The organism is Kosakonia sp. BYX6 (assembly GCF_038449125.1).
GTDB lineage: Bacteria > Pseudomonadota > Gammaproteobacteria > Enterobacterales > Enterobacteriaceae > Kosakonia > Kosakonia calanthes.
Genome location: NZ_CP151800.1, coordinates 3460347 through 3480551 on the forward strand (window position 1 = coordinate 3460347; position 20205 = coordinate 3480551).

Sequence of the window (20205 nt, forward strand, 5' to 3'; positions counted from 1 at the left end):
TGGTGTGCTGTGTGACGCGCCGTGCAGTGCGGCACGTTCAATTGTCACCTGATAAATAAGGCTGGGGAATAAGATGGCACAAACGCAGCGCAGCGGTAATTGAAAAAAATTCAACTTGCTGTGAACTATGTCACTGAATGGCGGGAAGATCTTATGCGTGTAACGCGATGAAGCATAACGAAAAGCCCTGCCCGCAACGGGGGTTTGGTCGATTCGTTATGCTTTTTATTGCTAAGCATGGGTGGATTTGTGCTTAACCCTTGCCGATACGCTGGATGGCGGCTCACGCCTTATCCGGCCTACCGGTTGCTAGCTTTGTAGGCCCGGTAAGCGAAGCGCCACCGGGCGTTTAGCCGCGTTGCTGATTAGAAATCGTAACGCAGACGCACCAGGTTCATATCGCCCAGGTTGTCGGTGCTGGAGGTGAATACGTGTTCGTAATCAACGCGGAAACCGTAATCCAGCTGGAAGGTGACACCTACGCCGTTATCGATACGCTGGTAGTTGCGGCCGTTGGCGAATTCCAGGCGGTCACCCATAAAGTACGGTTGGATGTATTTAACCGCGTACTGAGCAATCGGGAATTTGTAACCGGCATAGTATTCAACACCCCACGCATCGCCCGCGAAGTAGTCATGCACGTCTTTTTTCTTGGTCAGCATGTAGTTCTGATACCAGCCGCCGCCAACGGAGAAAGTCCAGTTGTCCGGCGTCCAGCTCAACGCGGTACCGAGGATGGTTTGATCATAGGTTTTGCTGTCGCCGGTGGACGGTTGACGCATATCCGCACGGGTATAGTTCCACGCCGCGCCCCAGGTCAACGTATTGGTCAGGTGATAATCCAGGCCGAGTGAACCGCCGCCTTTACGTTTGTAACGGTTGCCGTCGGTTGCCAGGTAAGAATCATCGTTGAACAGATACGCTGCGTAAAGATCCGCATCGCCGACAGTTTTCTTATATTTCAGCATCTTGCGTGAACGATAAGAACCGTCGTAATCGCCTTTAATACCGTTACCCGGCGCCTGGGCTAACATATCGTAGTCCCAGATATCGGTTTTCGCGCCGACCACATCATAGTAAACGCTGTTTTGTTGACCGAAGGTCAGCGTACCCCAGGTCTTACTTTTCAGACCGGTGTACAGCATACGGCGCGTCGTGTTGGTCGCGGTGTCAGCGTGGTGGTTATCCCAGTCGAACAGTTTCGGGATGTCCACGCCCAGCTCGTAGTAGCTGACCCAGCTAATGTCATCAAACAGGTAGTAATCCGCCGCGAAACGGAAACGGGTGCCGCCATCAAAGCCATTACGTTTGTAAGAGCCTTTATCGCCATCACCGGTGAAGTTGTTGAACTGCGGACGGATAGAACCACCGACGGTGAAGTTCAGGCGGCTCAGCGGATCGCCCGCCTGCGGATCCTGCTTCAGAACGGTGATTTCTGCTTGTGCAGCGAAAGACGCCAATGCCACTGCTGCGCCAATGGCTGTCGCCAGGGCGCTTGTTTTTATTTTCATGGTTTTTCCTTGGGGATAGACACAGCTAATTCATTATTAGCTGTCGAATAATATCCGTTATAAGCCTCCATTTGGTGGGGTTTTTTTAATGTTTTGTGCTGGGAAACATTTACCAGGCAAATGTTTACACGTTGAAATAGAAACACACCGGTGGAATTACCGGTGTGTCATTTGAGACAGGATTAACCACTAAACTGGCGAAACAGCGCTTTACCTTTTAATAGACGGGTGCCTAACCAGCCGCCGCACAGGGAGAGCAGCAGCGCGCCGCACAGCGGCAAGGTGATCCACAGCCGCCAGTCCGCTTGCCATGGGAAATCAAACACGCGGGTTTGCAGCACCGCCAGCGCGGTTTCCGCGCCGATCGCCGCCACCAGGCCGGAGACAAATCCCAGCAGGGCAAATTCACACCATAATGTGGTGCGCAACAGCCGTTTACCCGCGCCGAGCGTGCGGTAAACCACCAGCTCCTGATGACGTTGGCGCATGCCGACCTGCACCTGCGCCAAAAGCAGCAGTACGCCACAGGCAGTCACCAGCACCACCATCACTTCCAGCGCCCGGCTCACCTGCTCCAGCACCTGGCCGACCTGTTTTAAAATCGCGCCAATATCGAGCAGGCTAATGGTCGGGAATTCGCGGTTAAGCTGCGTCAACATGCCGTTGCCATTCTGCCAGCGGAAGCTGGTGAGCCAACTTTGCGGCTGGCCGTCGAGCGCACCTGACGGGAAAATAAAGAAGAAGTTCGGCCGCAAGCTTTCCCAATCCACTTTGCGCAGGCTGGTGATTTTGGCGCTGAACTCCTGGGTATCGCCCATAAAACTCACGGTGTCGCCAAGCTTCAGCCCAAGACGCTCCGCCAGCCCCTCGTCAACGGAAACTTCGCCGGCTTTTGGCGGCCAGCTTCCGGCGGTGATCGGGTTGTGATCCGGGCGCTGTTGTTGCCAGGTCAGGTTCAATTCACGGTTCAACGCCTCATCCGGGTTGCCCTCCGTCGACTGGCCGTTAATCTGCGTCATCCTTGCCCGTACAATCGGGTAGAAGGATTCCGGGATCACCTGGTGTTCAGAGAGAAACGCTTTCAGCGGCGCGACCTGTTCCGGCGCGATATTAATCAGGAAGTAGTTCGGGCTTTCCGGCGGCAATTGCTGCTGCCAGCGATCCAACAGATCGCCGCGCAACACCAGCAACATCGCTAACAACATAAACGAGAGCGAAAACGCGGAGAGCTGGCTGAGGGTCGACCACGGCTGGCGCAACAGGCGGTTCACCGCCAGGCGCAGCGGCAGCGCTTTCAGCGTCAGCCGTTTCAGCACATTAAGCAGCAGCCAGCCGACCACACCGCAGAGAAACGCCAGTACCACCGCGCCCGCCAACACTGCCCACAACAGCATGCTGCCGCCCATCAACCAGGCCAGCAGCAAGACGGTGACCACGCAAATCAGCGGGATATAAAATTTCAGCGGCCAGACGTTGGCCACCGCATCGCGGCGCAGCACACGCAGCGGCTGTGTAGCCAGCAACAAACGGTACGGACGCAGTCCCACCAACAGTGAAATCACCACCATCGCGCCGACCGCCCAAATCCACGGCCACCCACTGGCGGGTGGCAAGGCGGCAGGTAGCACCGGTTTGAGCAGCACCATTAATACCTTTTCAAACGCCAGCCCTAACACGCCGCCCGTCACCACCGCCAACGCCAGTACCATCAACCACTGGCCGACAATCAACTTGCGCAGCTGCGCCCGTCCGGCGCCAAGGGTTTTGAGAATCGCCACCAGATCGTAACGGCTACGGCAATAATGCCCCATCGCGACCGCCACGGCGGCAACCGCCAGCAGCAACGTTAATAGCGCCGACAACAGCAGGAATTGCTGCGAACGTTGCAGGGATTTGCCGAGCGCCCCTTCGTCCTGCTCCAGCCCGTACCAGCGATGTTCCGGTTTTAGCTGCGGCAACAACCATTTTTCATAAGCGTCGAGTTGCTCGGCTGTACCGCCAAATTTCACCCGCCAGGTGACGCGGCTGCCCGGTTGCACCGCGCCGGTTTTCGCCACGTCCGCCGTGTTCATCAACAAACGCGGGGCCATCTGGAAGGGGTTAAAACCGGAATCTGGCTCCTGAACCACTTCCCCCGCGATGCGCAGCGTGGCGTCGCCAACATCAATCGTATCCCCGGTTTTCAAATTCAGCAGCGCCATTAAGCGCGGCGCCAGCAACACCGTGCCAACCTGCGGTTTTAGCCCGGTCGGGCTGGTTTGCAGATCGCCGTACATCGGGTAGACATCATCCACGGCTTTCACATTCGCCAACTGCGGCGTGTCACCCGCGAAGGTCATGGTGTTAAAACTGATCTGCTCGCTGACCTTAAGGCCGGTTTTTCGCGCCTCATCAAGCCAGGCTTGCGGAACCTCGCGCGAACTGCGCAGCGCCCGGTCACCGGCCATAAATTCCCGGCTCTGCTGGCTAAGCCCTTTTTCCATGCGATCGCTGATATTGCCGAGCGCCAGCACGCAAGCGACCGCCAGGCTCAGCGCCATCCAGACAATCAGCAGCGAGGGCGATCGCCACTCGCGCCAGAACCAACGGGCAATCATGCTTCCTCCCGCAGTTCACCATTGACCAGACGCAAACGCCTGTCGCAACGCGCGGCCAGTTGCGGGTCGTGAGTGACCAGCAGCAGCGTGGTGCCATAGTGTTGGTTCATGGAAAACAGCAGATCGGCAATTTTGTCGCCGGTTTGCCTGTCGAGATTACCGGTCGGTTCATCGGCAAACAGTATTGCCGGGCGGCCGTTAAACGCGCGGGCCAGCGCCACACGCTGCTGTTCACCGCCCGAAAGCTGGGCGGGTAAATGATCGAGACGTTTACCCAACCCCAGTTCTTCAAGCAGGGCTTTCGCGCTGTTGCGGCTTTCACCGCCGTTTTCACCACGCAAAAGCGCCGGAAGCTCAACGTTTTCCAGCGCGTTCAAGGTGGGAATCAACATAAAGGATTGAAAGACAAAACCGATATTCTGCGCGCGTAATTGCGCACGCGCCTCTTCATCCATCGCATGCAGTGGCTTGCCGAGCAGGTTCACTTCCCCGCTGCTGCCGTCATCTAACCCGGCGAGGATCGCCAGCAAGGTTGACTTGCCAGAGCCGGATTCGCCAATCAGCGCGATGGTCTCGGCTGGTTTGACAACAAGCTCAACTCCGGTAAGGATGGAAAGCTCATGCTCCCCCTGACCGACGGACTTCTTAAGATGATGAACTTCAACAATGTTTTCCGCTGGCATTTGCCCTTCCTGTTTTTGCTTTTGTTGACCTTTCGCGCCGCGGCGGCGGACACGTTATTGATTCTCGGCGACAGCCTGAGCGCCGGGTACCGCATGGCGGCGAATGCCGCCTGGCCTGCGCTGCTCAATAATAAGTGGCAGCAACAGCCGTCGGTGGTGAACGCCAGTATCAGCGGCGACACCTCGCAGCAGGGGCTTTCGCGTTTGCCCGCGCTGCTAAAAGAGCACCAGCCGCGCTGGGTGCTGGTAGAACTGGGCGGCAACGACGGTCTGCGCGGTTTTGCACCGCAACAAACTGAACAAACCTTGCGCCAGGTAATAAAGGCGGTAAAAGCCGCCAATGCTGAACCCCTGCTGATGCAAATTCGGCTGCCCGCAAATTATGGCCGTCGCTATAATGAAGCGTTTAGCGCCATTTATCCCAAGCTTGCCAAAGAGTTGGATGTTCCTCTGCTGCCATTTTTTATGGAGGAGGTCTATCTGAAACCGCAGTGGATGCAAGATGATGGTATTCACCCCAATCGCGATGCCCAGCCGTTTATTGCCGACTGGATGGCAACGCGACTGGCTCCTTTAGTTAATCACGACTCCTGAATGTTCAGGCGCGCCTCCAGGTAAAGTTATGCAAAAAACGGTCTTAATTACAGGATGTTCCAGCGGTATTGGTTTGGAAAGCGCTTATGAACTGCAGCGGCAAGGTTTTCGCGTGCTGGCCGCCTGCCGCAAAAAAGACGATGTTGAACGCATGAATCGGGAAGGTTTTACCGGCATTGTGCTCGATCTTGACGACGCGGCGAGCGTGGATCGCGCGGCTGATGAAGTGATCGCGCTGACCGGCAATCGCCTGTACGGCCTTTTTAATAACGCCGGGTATGGGCTTTATGGCCCACTTAGCACCATCAACCGGGAACAACTGGAGCGGCAGTTTTCGAGCAATTTTTTCGGCACGCATCAACTGACTTTACGTTTGCTGCCCGCCATGTTGCCGCAGGGTGAAGGGCGCATTGTGATGACATCTTCGATCATGGGGTTGATCTCTTCGCCAGGACGTGGGGCTTACGCCGCCAGCAAATACGCACTGGAAGCCTGGTCTGACGCGCTGCGCATGGAGTTGCGCCATAGCGGGATCAAGGTGAGCTTGATTGAACCCGGCCCGATTCGCACGCGTTTTACCGAGAACGTTAATCAAATGGAAAGCGATAATCCGGTGAAAAATCCCGGCATTGCTGCACGTTTTACGCTCGGTCCAGAGGCAGTGGTCGCCAAAGTGCGCCATGCTTTCGAGAGTAACCATCCAAAATTGCGCTATCCGGTCACGCTGGTGACCAGGGTTGTCGGCCTGTTAAAACGGCTGCTGCCCGCGCGTTTGATGGATAAAATTTTGCACGGGTGAGTTGAAGGCGCAGCGCCTGTCCCCATCTAGTCCTAAACAGTAAAAATAGAGAATTCCACATGTCCGTACAGAATATTGTCAATATTACCGAAGCGAACCTACAGCAGGTGCTTGAGCAATCCGTTGCCACGCCGGTGCTGTTTTATTTCTGGTCAGAGCGCAGCCAACACTGCCTGCAACTGACGCCGGTACTGGAAACCCTGGCCGCGCAGTACAACGGGCAGTTTATTCTGGCAAAAGTGGATTGCGACGCCGAGCAGATGGTCGCTTCACAGTTTGGTCTGCGCGCAATTCCAACCGTTTACTTATTCCAGAATGGTCAACCGGTTGACGGTTTCCAGGGACCACAGCCGGAAGAAGCGATTCGCGCACTGCTGGATAAAGTGCTGCCGCGCGAAGAAGAACTGAAAGCGCAGCAGGCGATGGAATTGATGCAGGAGGGCAAGCATACCGACGCGCTGCCGCTGCTGAAAGACGCCTGGCAACTGTCGCAGCAAAACAGCGAAATCGGCCTGCTGCTGGCGGAAACGCTGATTGTCTTAAACCGCGCCGATGAAGCCGAAACCGTGCTGAAAACCGTGCCGTTGCAGGATCAGGACACCCGCTACCAGGGGCTGGTCGCACAGATTGAGCTACTGAAAAAAGCCGCCGACACGCCGGAAATCCAGCAACTGCAAAAACAGGTTGCCGAAAATCCGCAAGACGCGCTGCTGGCAACGCAACTGGCGCTGCAATTACACCAGGTCGGGCGCAATGAAGAAGCGCTGGAACTGTTGTTCAGCCATCTGCGCAAAGATCTTTCCGCCGCCAACGGCGAAGCGCGCAAAATGCTGCAAGAGATCCTCGCCGCTCTCGGCACCGGCGATGTACTGGCTTCCAAATACCGCCGTCAGCTTTACTCCCTGCTTTACTAATCCCCCTGCTAAATTTGGCGATCACGCTGTTTTGATCGCCAAATCGGGCTAAGATGGCAACAAATTAAACAGGAGGTTTTTTTGATGCCAATCGTCATTCTGGTTCTTATCTTTGTCGCGCTGGTTGTAGTTATCTCTGGCGTAAAAATCGTGCCGCAGGGCTTCCAGTGGACGGTGGAACGCTTCGGCCGTTTTACCCGAACACTGCAACCGGGCCTCAGCCTGGTGGTGCCGTTTATGGATCGTGTTGGTCGTAAGATCAACATGATGGAACAAGTTCTCGATATCCCTTCCCAGGAAGTTATTTCCAAAGACAACGCCAACGTCACTATCGACGCGGTGTGCTTTATTCAGGTGATCGACGCGCCGAGAGCCGCGTATGAAGTCAGCAATCTGGAGCTGGCGATCATTAACCTGACGATGACCAATATTCGTACCGTGCTCGGTTCGATGGAACTGGACGAAATGCTCTCCCAACGCGACAGCATTAACACTCGTCTGCTGCATATCGTCGATGAAGCCACCAACCCCTGGGGGATAAAAGTCACCCGTATTGAGATCCGCGATGTGCGCCCACCGGCGGAATTGATCGCCTCGATGAACGCGCAGATGAAAGCCGAACGAACCAAACGTGCTTATATTCTTGAAGCCGAAGGGGTACGCCAGGCTGAGATCCTCAAAGCCGAGGGGGAAAAACAGTCGCAGATCCTGAAAGCGGAAGGCGAGCGTCAGTCGGCGTTCTTGCAAGCGGAAGCCCGTGAGCGTTCGGCGGAAGCGGAAGCCCGCGCAACGCAGATGGTTTCTGAAGCCATTGCCGCCGGGGATATTCAGGCGGTGAACTACTTCGTGGCGCAGAAATACACCGAAGCGCTGCAACAAATCGGCTCAGCCAATAACAGTAAAGTGGTGATGATGCCGCTGGATGCCAGCAGCCTGATGGGTGCGATCGGGGGTATTGCCGAGTTGGTGAAAGACAGTGCCAACGAGCGTAAAAAATGATAGCCGCGCTACTGTTTGAACACACTTACCTTGCCTGGCTGACGCTTGGCGGGTTATTGCTCGCCGCTGAAATGCTCGGCGGCAACGGCTATTTACTGTGGAGCGGAATTGCGGCCGTAGTGACCGGCTTGCTGGCGTGGGCCATTCCGTTTAGCTGGGAATGGCAAGGCGTGCTGTTTGCCGTGCTGACCCTGCTCGCCGCCTGGCTGTGGTGGCAGTGGTTGTCGCACCGGGTGAAACAGCAAAAACCCGCCGACGCCGCGCTCAATATGCGCGGTCAACAGCTAGTTGGACGCCGTTTTCAACTCGATAACGCACTGGTCAATGGTCGCGGGCATATGCGCGTGGGCGACAGTTCCTGGCCGGTCAGCGCCGACGAGGATCTCGCGGCAGGTACGCGCGTTGAAGTGATTTCCGTGGAAGGCATCACATTGCGCATTAAAGCCGTGAGCGAATAACGTTTAGCTTTTCGCGTGGTGGTGGCAGCAGCCGGAAAGGTTGTCGATAATCGGGCAATCGGCGCTGTCATCGCCGGGGCAAGAATCCGCCAGCGTGAGCAATTGCGCTTTCATCTGTTGCAATTCGCTGATGTGGCGTTCTATCTCCGCCACTTTTTGCAAGGTGCGCGCTTTCACATCCGCGCTATGGCGAGCTGGATCGTTAAACAGCGTCACCAATTCGCCGCATTCATCGAGGTTAAACCCCACCAGCCGCGCCTGGCGCAGCAGCGTTAATTCATTCAGATGCTGCTGGTTGTAACTGCGATAACCGTTTTCACTGCGCAGCGGCGGCGTTACCAGGCCTTTCTCTTCATAAAATCGAATCGCTTTGCTGGTTAAACCGGTCTTTTTTGCCACATCGCTGATATTCATAACGTCCTCTTCACTGCTGCGTTGCACAGATTATAGAGAGTGAAACCTGCCCTCAAGCCAGGCAATCAATATAAGTTATCAATATGTCACGCGGCAAATAGATACCCGCCGATGATAGGTTTTTTTATTTACGGCCCTCGCCGCTTCGCTATAACATGTCGGCGTTTTTTTTCGAAGAATGACAATAACTTACACACAGGAGTTCTTATGAGTGATATGGCGTTTTGCCGTGGTTGCGGAAAGGAAATACATAAAGAAGCTATCGCTTGCCCAAGCTGTGGCGCGCCGCAGAACACGGCAGGCAAGAAAAGCCGCATTTCAGCTGCGTTGTTCGCATTCTTTTTAGGTGGCTTCGGCGCGCATAAATTTTATTTAGGAAAACCGATCCAAGGGATCCTTTATCTCCTGTTTTTCTGGACCTGTATTCCGGCGCTTATTGCGTTTATCGAATTTATTATTTATCTGTGCAATTCCGATCAGGAATTTGCCCGTAAATACGGTTAAGTATTTCTCAGCGAAAGCTGCCAACCCCCGCATAATGTGGGGGTTTTTATTTTAATAAGACAAAACCTTGACCTTCCCCTTGAGGGAAGGTTTAAGCTTTATCACAGTTACTTCAAGCGTCACCCACAAGGAGATCACGTATGTCTCATACCATAGCGCTCAACCTTGATGGCCTCACCTGCGGCCATTGCGTTAAACGTGTTAAAGAGAGTCTGGAAAAACGTCCGGACGTAGAACAGGCAGATGTCACCCTCGAACGTGCGGAAGTCACGGGCAGCGCAAGCGCCGAGGCATTAATCGCCACCGTTGAAGAAGCCGGGTACGGTGCGAGCGTAAGCCACCCAAAGACTAAACCGCTGGCAGAGTCATCACTCCCGTCGGAAGCACTGACAGCGGCCTCCCCTGAGCTTCCGGCAGCCAGCGACCTTGATGACAGCCAACAGCTGTTGATCAACGGCATGAGCTGCGCCAGTTGTGTCTCCCGGGTACAAAAAGCCTTACAGGCGGTGCCCGGCGTCACGCAGGCACGGGTTAACCTGGCGGAGCGCACCGCGCTGGTGATGGGCAGTGCGCCCGCCGCAGAATTAGTCAGCGCCGTTGAACAGGCGGGTTACGGCGCTGAAGCCATCGAAGATGACACCGAACGGCGCGAGCGCCAGCAGGAAACCGCGCTTGCCACCATGAAACGTTTTCGCTGGCAGGCCATTGTCGCGCTGCTGGTCGGCGTGCCGATCATGCTTTGGGGGATGATCGGCGACAATATGATGGTCACCGAAACCAACCGTTCACTGTGGCTGTTTATCGGCCTTATCACCCTGGCGGTAATGATCGTTGCCGGTGGTCATTTCTACTCCAGCGCATGGAAAAGCCTGCGCAACGCCAGTGCCACCATGGACACACTGGTCGCACTCGGTACCGGCGCCGCCTGGCTCTATTCAATGAGCGTTAACATCTGGCCACAATGGTTCCCAATGGAAGCCCGCCATCTTTATTACGAAGCCAGCGCGATGATTATTGGCCTGATTAACCTCGGCCATATGCTGGAAGCCCGCGCCCGCCAGCGTTCATCAAAGGCGCTGGAACGTTTGCTCGATTTAACCCCGCCGACGGCGCGCGTGGTCTCTGAAGATGGCGAAAAAAGCGTGCCGCTCGCCGAGGTGCAGCCGGGCATGACGCTGCGTCTGACCACCGGCGATCGCGTGCCGGTAGACGGAGAGATCAGCCAGGGCGAAGGCTGGTTTGATGAAGCCATGCTGACCGGCGAACCAGTGCCGCAGGAAAAAAGCGCCGGTGACACTATTCACGCCGGGACGGTGGTGCAGGACGGCAGCGTGCTGTTTACCGCCAGCGCGGTAGGCAGCCATACCACGCTGTCGCGCATTATCCGCATGGTGCGCCAGGCGCAAAGCAGCAAACCGGAAATCGGCCAGCTGGCTGACCGGATTTCAGCCGTGTTTGTACCAGTAGTCGTCGCCATTGCGTTGCTGAGCGGGGCAATCTGGTTCTTCTTCGGCCCGGCACCGCAAATCGTCTATACGCTGGTCATCGCTACCACCGTGCTGATTATCGCCTGTCCTTGTGCGCTGGGTCTCGCCACGCCGATGTCGATTATTTCCGGCGTCGGTCGCGCTGCGGAATTCGGCGTATTGGTGCGGGATGCCGATGCGCTGCAACGCGCCAGCACGCTGGATACGATTGTGTTTGATAAAACCGGCACGCTGACGCTTGGCAAACCGGAAGTGGTGAGCGTTACTGCGCTGGATGGCGACGAAAGTGCAGCACTGCGTCTGGCGGCGGCGCTGGAGCAAGGTTCCAGCCATCCGCTGGCGCGGGCGATTCTGGAAAAAGCCGGCAACGACGCGCTGCCAACGGTAAATCAGTTCCGCACCTTGCGTGGGCTGGGCGTCAGCGGTGAGATTGACGGGCGCAGCGTGCTGCTCGGCAATCAGGTATTGCTGGCGGAACAGCAGGTCGATACGCAGATGCTGGATGATGAAATCGCCGTGCAGGCCAGCCGTGGCGCCACACCTGTGCTGCTGGCGGTGGAGGGCAAGGCGCTGGCGCTGTTCGCTGTTCGCGATCCGCTACGTGAAGATAGCGTCGAGGCGCTGCAACGCCTGCACCGCGCGGGCTACCGCCTGGTGATGCTGACTGGCGATAACCCGACCACCGCCAATGCGATTGCCAAAGAAGCCGGTATCGATGAAGTGATTGCCGGGGTTCTGCCGGACGGCAAAGCTGAGGTGATTAAAAATCTGCAACAGCAAGGTCGCCAGGTGGCGATGGTCGGCGACGGGATTAACGATGCCCCGGCGCTGGCGCAAGCAGATGTGGGTATTGCGATGGGCGGTGGCAGCGATGTGGCGATTGAAACCGCCGCCATCACGCTGATGCGCCATAGCCTGTTGGGCGTGGCCGATGCGCTGGCGATTGCCAAAGCAACACTGCGCAATATGAAACAAAACCTGCTGGGCGCGTTTGTTTATAACGCGTTAGGCATTCCGATCGCGGCGGGTATTCTCTGGCCGCTTACCGGCACGCTGCTCAACCCGGTGGTAGCTGGCGCGGCGATGGCGCTCTCTTCGATCACCGTGGTAAGTAACGCCAACCGCTTACTGCGTTTCACGCCCCGCGACTAACCCTTCCCCCCGCCGTTTCTTCGGCGGGGTTTGCACCTGCCAGCCATGCGCGTTAGCATGAGTTTTTTCTTCTCAGGAAGCGCGTATGAGCCTGTTTCAACGATTGAAAACCTTTTTTTACGCGCTACGTGTGCGCCACTATCGGTGGCCCGCGCTGGATATTATGTTGCCCGGTAACCGGCAGCTTCATCTGGTCGGCAGCATCCATATGGGCACGTACGGTATGGCGCCGCTACCGGGCGCACTGCTGCAAAAGGTACGCGACGCCGATGCCTTGATTGTTGAGGCGGATATCGCCGGTTCAGACTCCCCCTTCGACAACCTTCCCCTCGCCGAGCCGTTAGAACATCGGCTTAGCCCCGAACTGCTTCACGAACTGGATCAAACCCTGCAAACCCTGTCGCTCACCCGCGAAGAGTTCGAACAACGCCCCGCCTGGCACATCGCGCTGGTGTTACAAGCCACCCAAGCCCAGCGCCTGGGGTTACGTCCTGAATATGGCATCGACTATCAATTGTTACAGGCGGCGCAGCGGTTCCATGTTGATGTGTTGGAGCTGGAAGGCACCACCAGCCAACTGGATATTCTGCGTCAATTGCCGGATGAGGGTAACGAGTTGCTGCAGGACACCTTAACGCACTGGCATGAAAATGCCCGACTGCTGCAGGTGATGATGAGCTGGTGGCTGGAAAACCCGCCCGGCGAAGATCATCTGACGCTACCGTCCACATTTAGCCAGCCGCTGCATGATGTGCTGATGCATCAGCGTAATCAGGCGTGGTGTGAGCGCTTATTCGCGCTGCCGCCGGGGCGTTATGTGGTAGCCGCTGGCGCATTACATCTGTATGGCGACGGCAATTTACCCTCGTTGCTGCGCCACAAAATGGCCGATTAGCAAGATGGTACTATTTTGCCGAGTCTGCAAAGGCGTATGCTAGCCGCGTGAGATCTCTTTGGTTAGAAGGATTGTTATGACTCCCGCCGTGAAATTACTCGAAAAAAACAACATCACATTTCAGGTGCACACCTACGATCACGACCCAAATGAAACCAATTTTGGTGATGAAGTGGTGCGTAAACTGGGGCTGAATGCCGATCAGGTTTATAAAACGCTACTGGTTGCCATTAATGGCGACATGAAGCATCTGGCCGTCGCGGTGACGCCGGTCGCCGGGCAGTTAGATCTGAAAAAGGTCGCCAAAGCGCTCGGTGCGAAAAAGGTCGATATGGCTGACCCGATGGTCGCGCAGCGCACGACGGGCTATTTGGTGGGTGGCATCAGCCCGCTGGGGCAGAAAAAACGCCTGCCGACGTTAATTGATGCGCCGGCACAGACGTTTGCCTCAATCTATGTTTCCGGCGGCAAGCGCGGGCTGGATATTGAACTGGCGGCGAGCGATCTGGCAAAAATGCTGGACGCGAAATTTGCCGACATCGCCCGCCGCGATTGAAGGCTTACTGCCAGCTCACCTCACCTTTCGGTTCGTAAGTATTCACATCCAGCGGTGAATTTTTCTGGATGAACTCTTTCAGCACTTCTGCGTCAATAAAGCCGGTGTTCACATAGCCGGCCTTATCATCGAGACGCGGATAGCCATCGCCGCCGGTGGCATTAAAGCTTAGCGTCGCCAGGCGATAGGTTTTCGCCTCATCAATCGGTTCACCTTTGATTTTCACCTCATTCAGCTTGCCGCCTTTGGCGACAAAACTGACATTGGCGAACTGCGGGTAAGCGCCGGAATCGGGCTTCATCTGCGCAACGGCGGTCAGATATTCCGTCAGCGCTTTACCGGTAAGATCGGCATACACCACCGTGTTGCCAAACGGCTGCACTTTCAGCACATCTTTATACGTAATGTCCCCTTCTTCGATAGAGTCGCGTACGCCTCCACCGCTCATTACCGCCAGATCGGCACCGGTGCGCGCCATTTGCGCGGCAAGAATCACCCGCGCGAGGTTGGTTTGCACAAAGCGCACTTTGCTGCGATCGCCTTCAAGGTGGCCGTTGGTGTTGCCGATTTTCACCTCTAACTGCGCTTTGCCTCGGTTCTGGAACGGCGTCAGCAGGGAGAGCATCTGCGCGTTTTCGGTAATTTCTGGCGTGTAGAGTACGCGCTCACTTTTGCCGTTATCGTAGGTGACCTTTTTCTTCAGGTTGACCGGGATAAGCTGATAGCGCACCAGCTTCATCTCGCCGTTACGGAACTGGAAATCCGCACGGCCAACATATTTGCCCCACTCATGCGCCTGCACAATCCAGATGCCATTTTGCTGATCCGGCGCGCACGGTGTGCCCGGCACGTAATCCACCTGCTTTTTGTTCTCGGACGCCATGCAAACAGGATCTTGTGAGTGACCACCCACAATCATCGCCAGCGCACCTTTTGGCAGGCTGCGCGCCATTTCCACATCGCCCGGCGCGTTTGAACCGTGTTCGCCATTGTCGTAATGGCCCATATGAGTAGTGGCGATAATCACATCCGGTTTTTCGTTTTGATTGAGTTCTTCAATCACCAGCTTCGCTTCTTCTGCCGGTTTGCGAAATTCGATATCGGTGAAAAACTCCGGGTTGCCGATTTTGGCGGTATCGTCGGTGGTCAAACCGATGACGGCGACTTTCAGCCCCTGGCGATTGAAGATCATCCACGGTTTAAACAGGCGCTCGCCGGTGCTTTTTTGATAAATGTTGGCGGATAAAAATGGGAATTTCGCCCATTTTTCCTGCTGACGCAGCACCGTGAGGGGGTTGTCGAATTCATGGTTGCCGACCGCCATCGCGTCGTAACCAATTAGGTTCATGCCGCGAAAATCCGGTTCCGCATCCTGCAAATCAGATTCCGGCACGCCGGTATTGATGTCACCGCCGGACAGCAACAGCACGCTGCCGCCTTCTGCGGCCACTTCTTTGCGAATACCGTCCACCAGCGTTTTTTGTGCCGACAGGCCATATTCGCCATAGTCACTGCGCCAGAAATGGCCGTGATGATCGTTGGTATGCAGGATGGTGATGTTATAGGTTTTATCCTGCTCGTACGCCTGCACCTGAAGGCTGACCAACCCCATCGCCGCCAGCAGGCCCAGCGTAATGCTCTTCTTTAACAAGCTCATGCTTCTCTCCCTGACCCATTAGTAAAAAGCGAAAGTACAGCGCTAAACAATAATAGACAAATAAGTTCTGGCCCTTGTAACTTCCTTCAAACATTCAACAACGGTATGTTAGCCAGGTAACTATTACTATCCTCACTACTCTAAAGTCGTCTAACAATAAACGTGGTATTTATGGCAATCAGTGAAACAACGCAGACATCGCCTGTCGCGCGCACATCGTTTGGTATTCTTGGCGCAATCAGCCTCTCACACCTGCTTAACGATATGATCCAATCGCTCCTGCTGGCGATTTATCCGCTGTTGCAGGCCGATTTTTCCTTGTCGTTTGTGCAGATAGGCATGATCACCCTCACCTTTCAAATCGCCTCGTCGCTGTTTCAGCCGGTTGTTGGCTACTGGACGGACAAACATCCGATGCCGTGGTCGCTGCCCATCGGCATGTGTTTTACGCTCTGCGGATTGGTGCTGCTGGCCATGGCGGGAAGCTTTGCCACGGTGTTGATTGCCGCAGCGCTGGTCGGCACCGGTTCGTCGGTGTTTCATCCAGAATCGTCGCGCGTGGCGCGGATGGCCTCTGGCGGACGTCACGGGCTGGCACAATCTATCTTCCAGGTTGGCGGTAATTTCGGCTCGTCCCTTGGCCCGCTGCTGGCGGCGGTGATCATCGCGCCCTACGGCAAAGGTAACGTTGCCTGGTTTGTGCTCGCCGCCCTGCTGGCGATCATTGTGCTGCTACAAGTTAGCCGCTGGTACGCCGCGCAGCACCGGGTAAATAAAGGGAAAAAACCGCTGGCCATCATCAACCCGTTACCACGCAACAAAGTGGTGTTAGCGGTATGCGTCCTGCTGGTGCTGATTTTTTCCAAATACTTTTATATGGCGAGCATCAGCAGTTATTTCACTTTTTATCTGATGCAAAAATTCGCTTTATCGGTACAAAGCGCGCAGATGCACCTGTTTATCTTTCTGTTCGCGGTGGCGGCTGGCACGGTCATCGGCGGGCCGTTGGGCGATAAAATTGGGCGCAAATATGTGATTTGGGGTTCTATCCTCGGCGTTGCGCCTTTTACGCTGGTTTTACCCTACGCTAGCCTGTTCTGGACGGGAATATTGACCGTAATTATTGGTTTCGTGCTCGCCTCGGCGTTTTCCGCCATTTTGGTCTATGCCCAGGAGCTGTTACCTGGACGTATCGGCATGGTTTCCGGGCTGTTTTTCGGGTTCGCGTTTGGCATGGGCGGCCTTGGTGCGGCGGTGCTGGGGCTGGTTGCCGATTACACCAGTATCGAGTTGGTCTATAAAATATGTGCTTTCCTGCCGTTACTGGGGATTCTGACGATATTCCTGCCCGATAACCGCCCAGAACATTGATTTCTTTGCGGCCAAAGTCCTTCTTTGGCCGCCCCTCTCTCCTGTGTAAATGCCCCCAACGCGTGATTTATGTTACGGATGACCCGGTTGGGGATTATTTTCATCCAGATTGTTGTTTTCTTCAAAATTCAACAATTATTCATAAACGTAATAGTAGAAATTGTCATAAACTGTAACCTGGCTACCGGTCATCGACCGTAGGATCCACGCATCAACGAAAGGAGACGGAATGCATCACGCCACACCGCTTATCACCACCATTGTCGGCGGGCTTGTGCTCGCTTTTATCCTCGGCATGATTGCCAACAAACTGCGCATTTCTCCTCTGGTGGGCTACTTATTAGCAGGTGTGTTATCCGGGCCGTTTACGCCGGGTTTTGTGGCGGATACCAAGCTCGCGCCGGAACTCGCCGAATTAGGCGTGATTTTGCTGATGTTTGGCGTTGGGCTGCATTTCTCTTTGAAGGATTTGATGGCGGTAAAGGCCATCGCCATTCCCGGAGCGATAGCGCAAATCGCCGTCGCAACGCTACTGGGTATGGCGCTCTCCGCAATGCTGGGCTGGTCGCTAATGACCGGCATCGTCTTTGGGCTGTGTCTTTCCACCGCCAGTACCGTGGTGCTGTTGCGCGCGCTTGAAGAACGGCAACTGATTGATAGCCAGCGCGGGCAAATCGCCATCGGCTGGTTGATTGTTGAAGATCTGGTGATGGTATTGACGCTGGTGCTGCTGCCTGCGGTTGCCGGGATGCTGGAAAAAGGTAATGTCGGGCTGGCGTCGTTGGCGCTCGATATGGGCATCACCATCGGGAAAGTGGTGGCGTTTATCGCCATTATGATGCTGGTCGGCCGCCGCCTGGTGCCGTGGATTATGGCGCGCAGCGCCGCGACCGGTTCGCGCGAGCTGTTTACCCTTTCAGTGCTGGCGCTGGCGCTCGGCATCGCCTTCGGCGCGGTTGAATTGTTCGATGTCTCATTTGCCCTCGGCGCGTTCTTCGCTGGAATGGTGCTGAACGAATCCGAACTGAGCCACCGCGCGGCGCACGATACCCTGCCGCTGCGCGACGCGTTTGCAGTGCTGTTCTTTGTTTCCGTCGGCATGCTGTTCGATCCGTTGATTCTTATCGAGCAACCGCTGGCGGTACTGGGCACGCTGGCGATCATCATCTTTGGTAAATCACTGGCGGCGTTCTTGCTGGTGCGGATGTTCGGCCACTCGCCGCGAACGGCGCTGACCATTGCCGCCAGCCTGGCGCAGATTGGTGAATTCGCCTTTATCCTCGCGGGCCTGGGTATGTCACTGGGGTTATTGCCGCAAACCGGGCAAAACCTGGTGCTCGCCGGGGCGATCCTGTCGATTATGCTCAACCCGATCCTGTTTACTATTCTCGAAAAATACCTCGATAAAACCGAGACGTTGGAAGAGCAAACGCTGGAAGAGGCTATCGAAGAAGAGAAGCAGATTCCGGTGGATATCTGCAATCACGCCCTGTTGGTTGGTTTTGGCCGCGTCGGCAGCCTGTTGGGTGAAAAATTGCTGGCCCAAGGCATTCCGCTGGTGGTGATTGAAACCTCGCGCACCCGCGTGGACGAACTGCGCGAGCGCGGTATTCGCGCGGTATTGGGCAATGCCGCCAATGAAGAGATTATGAATCTGGCGCATCTGGACTGCGCCCGCTGGCTGTTGCTCACCATCCCCAACGGCTACGAAGCCGGGGAGATTGTCGCCACCGCCCGAGAGAAATGCCCGAATATTGAGATTATCGCCCGTGCGCATTACGACGATGAGGTGGATTACATCACCGAACGCGGCGCGAATCAGGTTGTGATGGGCGAACGCGAAATCGCCAATACCATGCTGACGCTGCTGGAGAAACCGCCAGTAGAAGAGGCGGTGACGGGGTGAGAAATACAAAGCAGGCTCCGCCTGCTTTTTTATGGTGCCAGCCGACGGGCCGCCCGTTGCACACCGTCAAAAATGGCGTCGCTAATATGTACTGGAAATCCTGCGGGCAACCGCTGGCGTGCTTCGGCAATCACGGCGGGCGTTTTGTCGTGAAACTCGGTTAACAACGCTGCCATTCGCTCTTCGCTGAACCCACACTCTCGCGCCGTTGCCAGAAAGTTACGGGGGTAAATCATGTCCCAGTCATATTTTTTTCCACCTCTTCCGGTGGAACGTAGCGCCATCGCCATTTTAATCTCTTGCCTCGCCAGCCCTTGACCGCCAATCATAGGATAACAAGAGAGAATATCGTAAAGCGGTGTCAGGCAGTATCCACCGTTTGGTCGGATAAAAACGGAATAGTTTTTAGCATGCCCATCGCTAGCGGCAAGGAGCCAGAACAGAATATGTGAACGCATAAAAGTTTCTCTATCTTCATCAGCGTAATCTGACCCCAGCAAAAAATGCATGATCTCAACAATGCTCGGCCCGCCATCGCTCTCATATTTTTTCGTTGAAGGGTAACCAAGTGCCTGACACATATCTTCTTGTGGAAGACGGGCAATCCACCGGCCACCGTCAACGAAACGACGGTCAAAGCGTGTAACAGCCAAGGCGCGAGTATGGGACGTAGAGATAATTTCACACGTAGGCACGGCCATCCCATAAAGGTCAGCCAGCAGCATACTCAGCCACTCATTCTCAACGCTTTCACGGAGATCCAGCTTGTAGCTATGGCTTTGGATCTCCCCCACAGGCAGTTTGAAAATATGCGTGGTAGGCGTAACGCCCGTTGGGATCTGCCAGCAGTCGTGATAACGAAGTAGCGCGGTCTTTTCCTGCGCACCAGCAATGGAAATACGAAAGTCCCTGCTCTCCTGTTGCAGATAACGGGAAGTACTCATGTAACCTGCCAGAATCTCTCCCAACTGCTCATCATTCAGCGCTTCACTTGATATCTGTTTGATGTTCTTTATCGCCTCTTCCGGCGGCTGAAGAATCAATGCGCCGACACAATCACGGCCGATTTCATATAACAGATCAAACGGCTGCAGTGAGTTCGCCTGATAGCGACGGGCAACCCTTTCGCGAATTTCGCGGTTATCCGGCAACAGATTATCGAAAAAATTGAATACGACTTCGCCTGAATATTCTATTTCACGCAGTGGCATAGAGAGCGATATAGGGCGCGCGCCTGCGGTTTGTAGCCACGTCTGGTGATATTGAAAGATATTTGCGCCGCTATTTTGCTGCACTAATGACCCGACCAGAAAACCATTCATATATACGGACAGGCCTCTCATTTACCACTCCTCCGTCCAGCCTTGCGTGGCTGTTTTTTCGCCTCTCTTTTCCACATGCAACTCCATATTCATTGCCGACAGGATTTTGAACAGGGTTTCGATCTGGGTTTTGGCCGGGCTATTTTCAAATTTAGAGAGCGTCTCTTGGCGTAACCCCACTTTTTCCGCCAATTGCTTTTGCGCTAATTTCTCTTGTTTTCGCACATCTTTTAAAAAAATAGCTAGCTGTTCCGGGGACGTAATCTTCAAGGTTCTCTCTCCATTTTTATGGTCACTAGCGCATAAAAATCAGTTTATGCGCGATTACGCATAAAATCAATTTTATGGTCATTCGCTCATAAAATGTATTTTATGGTCGAATGCGC

The 20205-nt window shown here is 55.1% G+C and carries 18 protein-coding genes; 11 read left to right on the forward strand and 7 right to left on the reverse strand.

All coding sequences use genetic code 11. The annotated features are described in order from the left end of the window. Positions 1-365 precede the first annotated feature (365 nt). From AAEY27_RS16290 to ybbA, 3 genes are all read right to left on the reverse strand, one after another. On the reverse strand, positions 366-1511 hold the full coding sequence (locus AAEY27_RS16290) for a porin (protein ID WP_342321776.1): 1146 nt from the start codon (positions 1509-1511) through the stop codon (positions 366-368). Positions 1512-1693: 182 nt separating this feature from the next. Continuing rightward, complete coding sequence (gene ybbP / locus AAEY27_RS16295) at positions 1694-4108, reverse strand: putative ABC transporter permease subunit YbbP (protein ID WP_342321778.1); 2415 nt, start codon at positions 4106-4108, stop codon at positions 1694-1696. After that, entirely contained in the window at positions 4105-4791 is a 687-nt protein-coding gene (gene ybbA / locus AAEY27_RS16300; protein WP_342321779.1) for a putative ABC transporter ATP-binding protein YbbA, read from the reverse strand. Before ybbA ends, ybbP begins: the two co-directional genes overlap by 4 nt. On the opposite strand from ybbA, the gene tesA reads away from it, so the two are divergent. The 5 genes from tesA (at position 4762) to AAEY27_RS16325 (ending at position 8555) form a co-directional block, all read left to right on the forward strand. After that, positions 4762-5385, forward strand: coding sequence for a multifunctional acyl-CoA thioesterase I/protease I/lysophospholipase L1 (gene tesA / locus AAEY27_RS16305; protein WP_342325609.1), 624 nt, complete (start codon positions 4762-4764; stop codon positions 5383-5385). The two genes, ybbA and tesA, sit on opposite strands and share 30 nt — an antisense overlap. A gap of 28 nt (positions 5386-5413) precedes the next feature. Continuing rightward, positions 5414-6184, forward strand: coding sequence for an SDR family oxidoreductase (locus AAEY27_RS16310; protein WP_342321780.1), 771 nt, complete (start codon positions 5414-5416; stop codon positions 6182-6184). Positions 6185-6243: 59 nt separating this feature from the next. Further along, positions 6244-7098, forward strand: a complete 855-nt coding sequence (locus tag AAEY27_RS16315) for a co-chaperone YbbN (protein ID WP_342321781.1) — start codon at positions 6244-6246, stop codon at positions 7096-7098. Between the two features lie 84 nt (positions 7099-7182). Then, positions 7183-8097, forward strand: coding sequence for an SPFH domain-containing protein (locus tag AAEY27_RS16320; protein ID WP_342321782.1), 915 nt, complete (start codon positions 7183-7185; stop codon positions 8095-8097). After that, complete coding sequence (locus AAEY27_RS16325) at positions 8094-8555, forward strand: NfeD family protein (protein ID WP_425294640.1); 462 nt, start codon at positions 8094-8096, stop codon at positions 8553-8555. The genes AAEY27_RS16320 and AAEY27_RS16325 overlap by 4 nt, the downstream gene beginning before the upstream one ends. A 3-nt stretch (positions 8556-8558) precedes the next feature. Here the strand turns inward: AAEY27_RS16325 and cueR are convergent, their stop codons facing one another. Beyond that, entirely contained in the window at positions 8559-8969 is a 411-nt protein-coding gene (cueR, locus tag AAEY27_RS16330; RefSeq protein ID WP_342321784.1) for a Cu(I)-responsive transcriptional regulator, read from the reverse strand. A 207-nt stretch (positions 8970-9176) separates the two neighbouring features. Between cueR and AAEY27_RS16335 the strand changes: the two genes are divergently transcribed. From AAEY27_RS16335 to ybaK, 4 genes are all read left to right on the forward strand, one after another. Beyond that, positions 9177-9473 carry a TM2 domain-containing protein gene (locus tag AAEY27_RS16335; RefSeq protein WP_342321785.1) on the forward strand — a complete coding sequence of 99 codons (297 nt, stop codon included), beginning with the start codon at positions 9177-9179 and terminating at the stop codon, positions 9471-9473. Between the two features lie 140 nt (positions 9474-9613). Then, on the forward strand, positions 9614-12112 hold the full coding sequence (copA, locus tag AAEY27_RS16340) for a copper-exporting P-type ATPase CopA (protein ID WP_342321786.1): 2499 nt from the start codon (positions 9614-9616) through the stop codon (positions 12110-12112). 85 nt (positions 12113-12197) lie between these two features. After that, the gene (locus AAEY27_RS16345; protein ID WP_342321787.1) at positions 12198-13007 is read left to right on the forward strand and encodes a TraB/GumN family protein; all 810 of its coding nucleotides are present in this window, start codon (positions 12198-12200) and stop codon (positions 13005-13007) included. Positions 13008-13083: 76 nt separating this feature from the next. Beyond that, complete coding sequence (gene ybaK / locus AAEY27_RS16350) at positions 13084-13563, forward strand: Cys-tRNA(Pro)/Cys-tRNA(Cys) deacylase YbaK (protein WP_342321788.1); 480 nt, start codon at positions 13084-13086, stop codon at positions 13561-13563. Between the two features lie 4 nt (positions 13564-13567). On the opposite strand, the gene ushA is transcribed toward ybaK, so the two are convergent. Then, positions 13568-15220, reverse strand: coding sequence for a bifunctional UDP-sugar hydrolase/5'-nucleotidase UshA (gene ushA / locus AAEY27_RS16355; RefSeq protein WP_342321790.1), 1653 nt, complete (start codon positions 15218-15220; stop codon positions 13568-13570). Between the two features lie 171 nt (positions 15221-15391). Between ushA and AAEY27_RS16360 the strand changes: the two genes are divergently transcribed. Both AAEY27_RS16360 and ybaL read left to right on the forward strand, forming a co-directional pair. Beyond that, entirely contained in the window at positions 15392-16591 is a 1200-nt protein-coding gene (locus AAEY27_RS16360; RefSeq protein ID WP_342321792.1) for an MFS transporter, read from the forward strand. Positions 16592-16820: 229 nt separating this feature from the next. Further along, complete coding sequence (gene ybaL / locus AAEY27_RS16365) at positions 16821-18497, forward strand: YbaL family putative K(+) efflux transporter (protein WP_342321793.1); 1677 nt, start codon at positions 16821-16823, stop codon at positions 18495-18497. A gap of 29 nt (positions 18498-18526) precedes the next feature. On the opposite strand, the gene AAEY27_RS16370 is transcribed toward ybaL, so the two are convergent. Together AAEY27_RS16370 and AAEY27_RS16375 are read right to left on the reverse strand one after the other, a co-directional pair. After that, positions 18527-19840, reverse strand: a complete 1314-nt coding sequence (locus AAEY27_RS16370; protein WP_342321795.1) for a type II toxin-antitoxin system HipA family toxin — start codon at positions 19838-19840, stop codon at positions 18527-18529. Further along, entirely contained in the window at positions 19841-20089 is a 249-nt protein-coding gene (locus AAEY27_RS16375) for a helix-turn-helix domain-containing protein (protein WP_342321797.1), read from the reverse strand. Between the last annotated feature and the right edge of the window lie 116 nt (positions 20090-20205).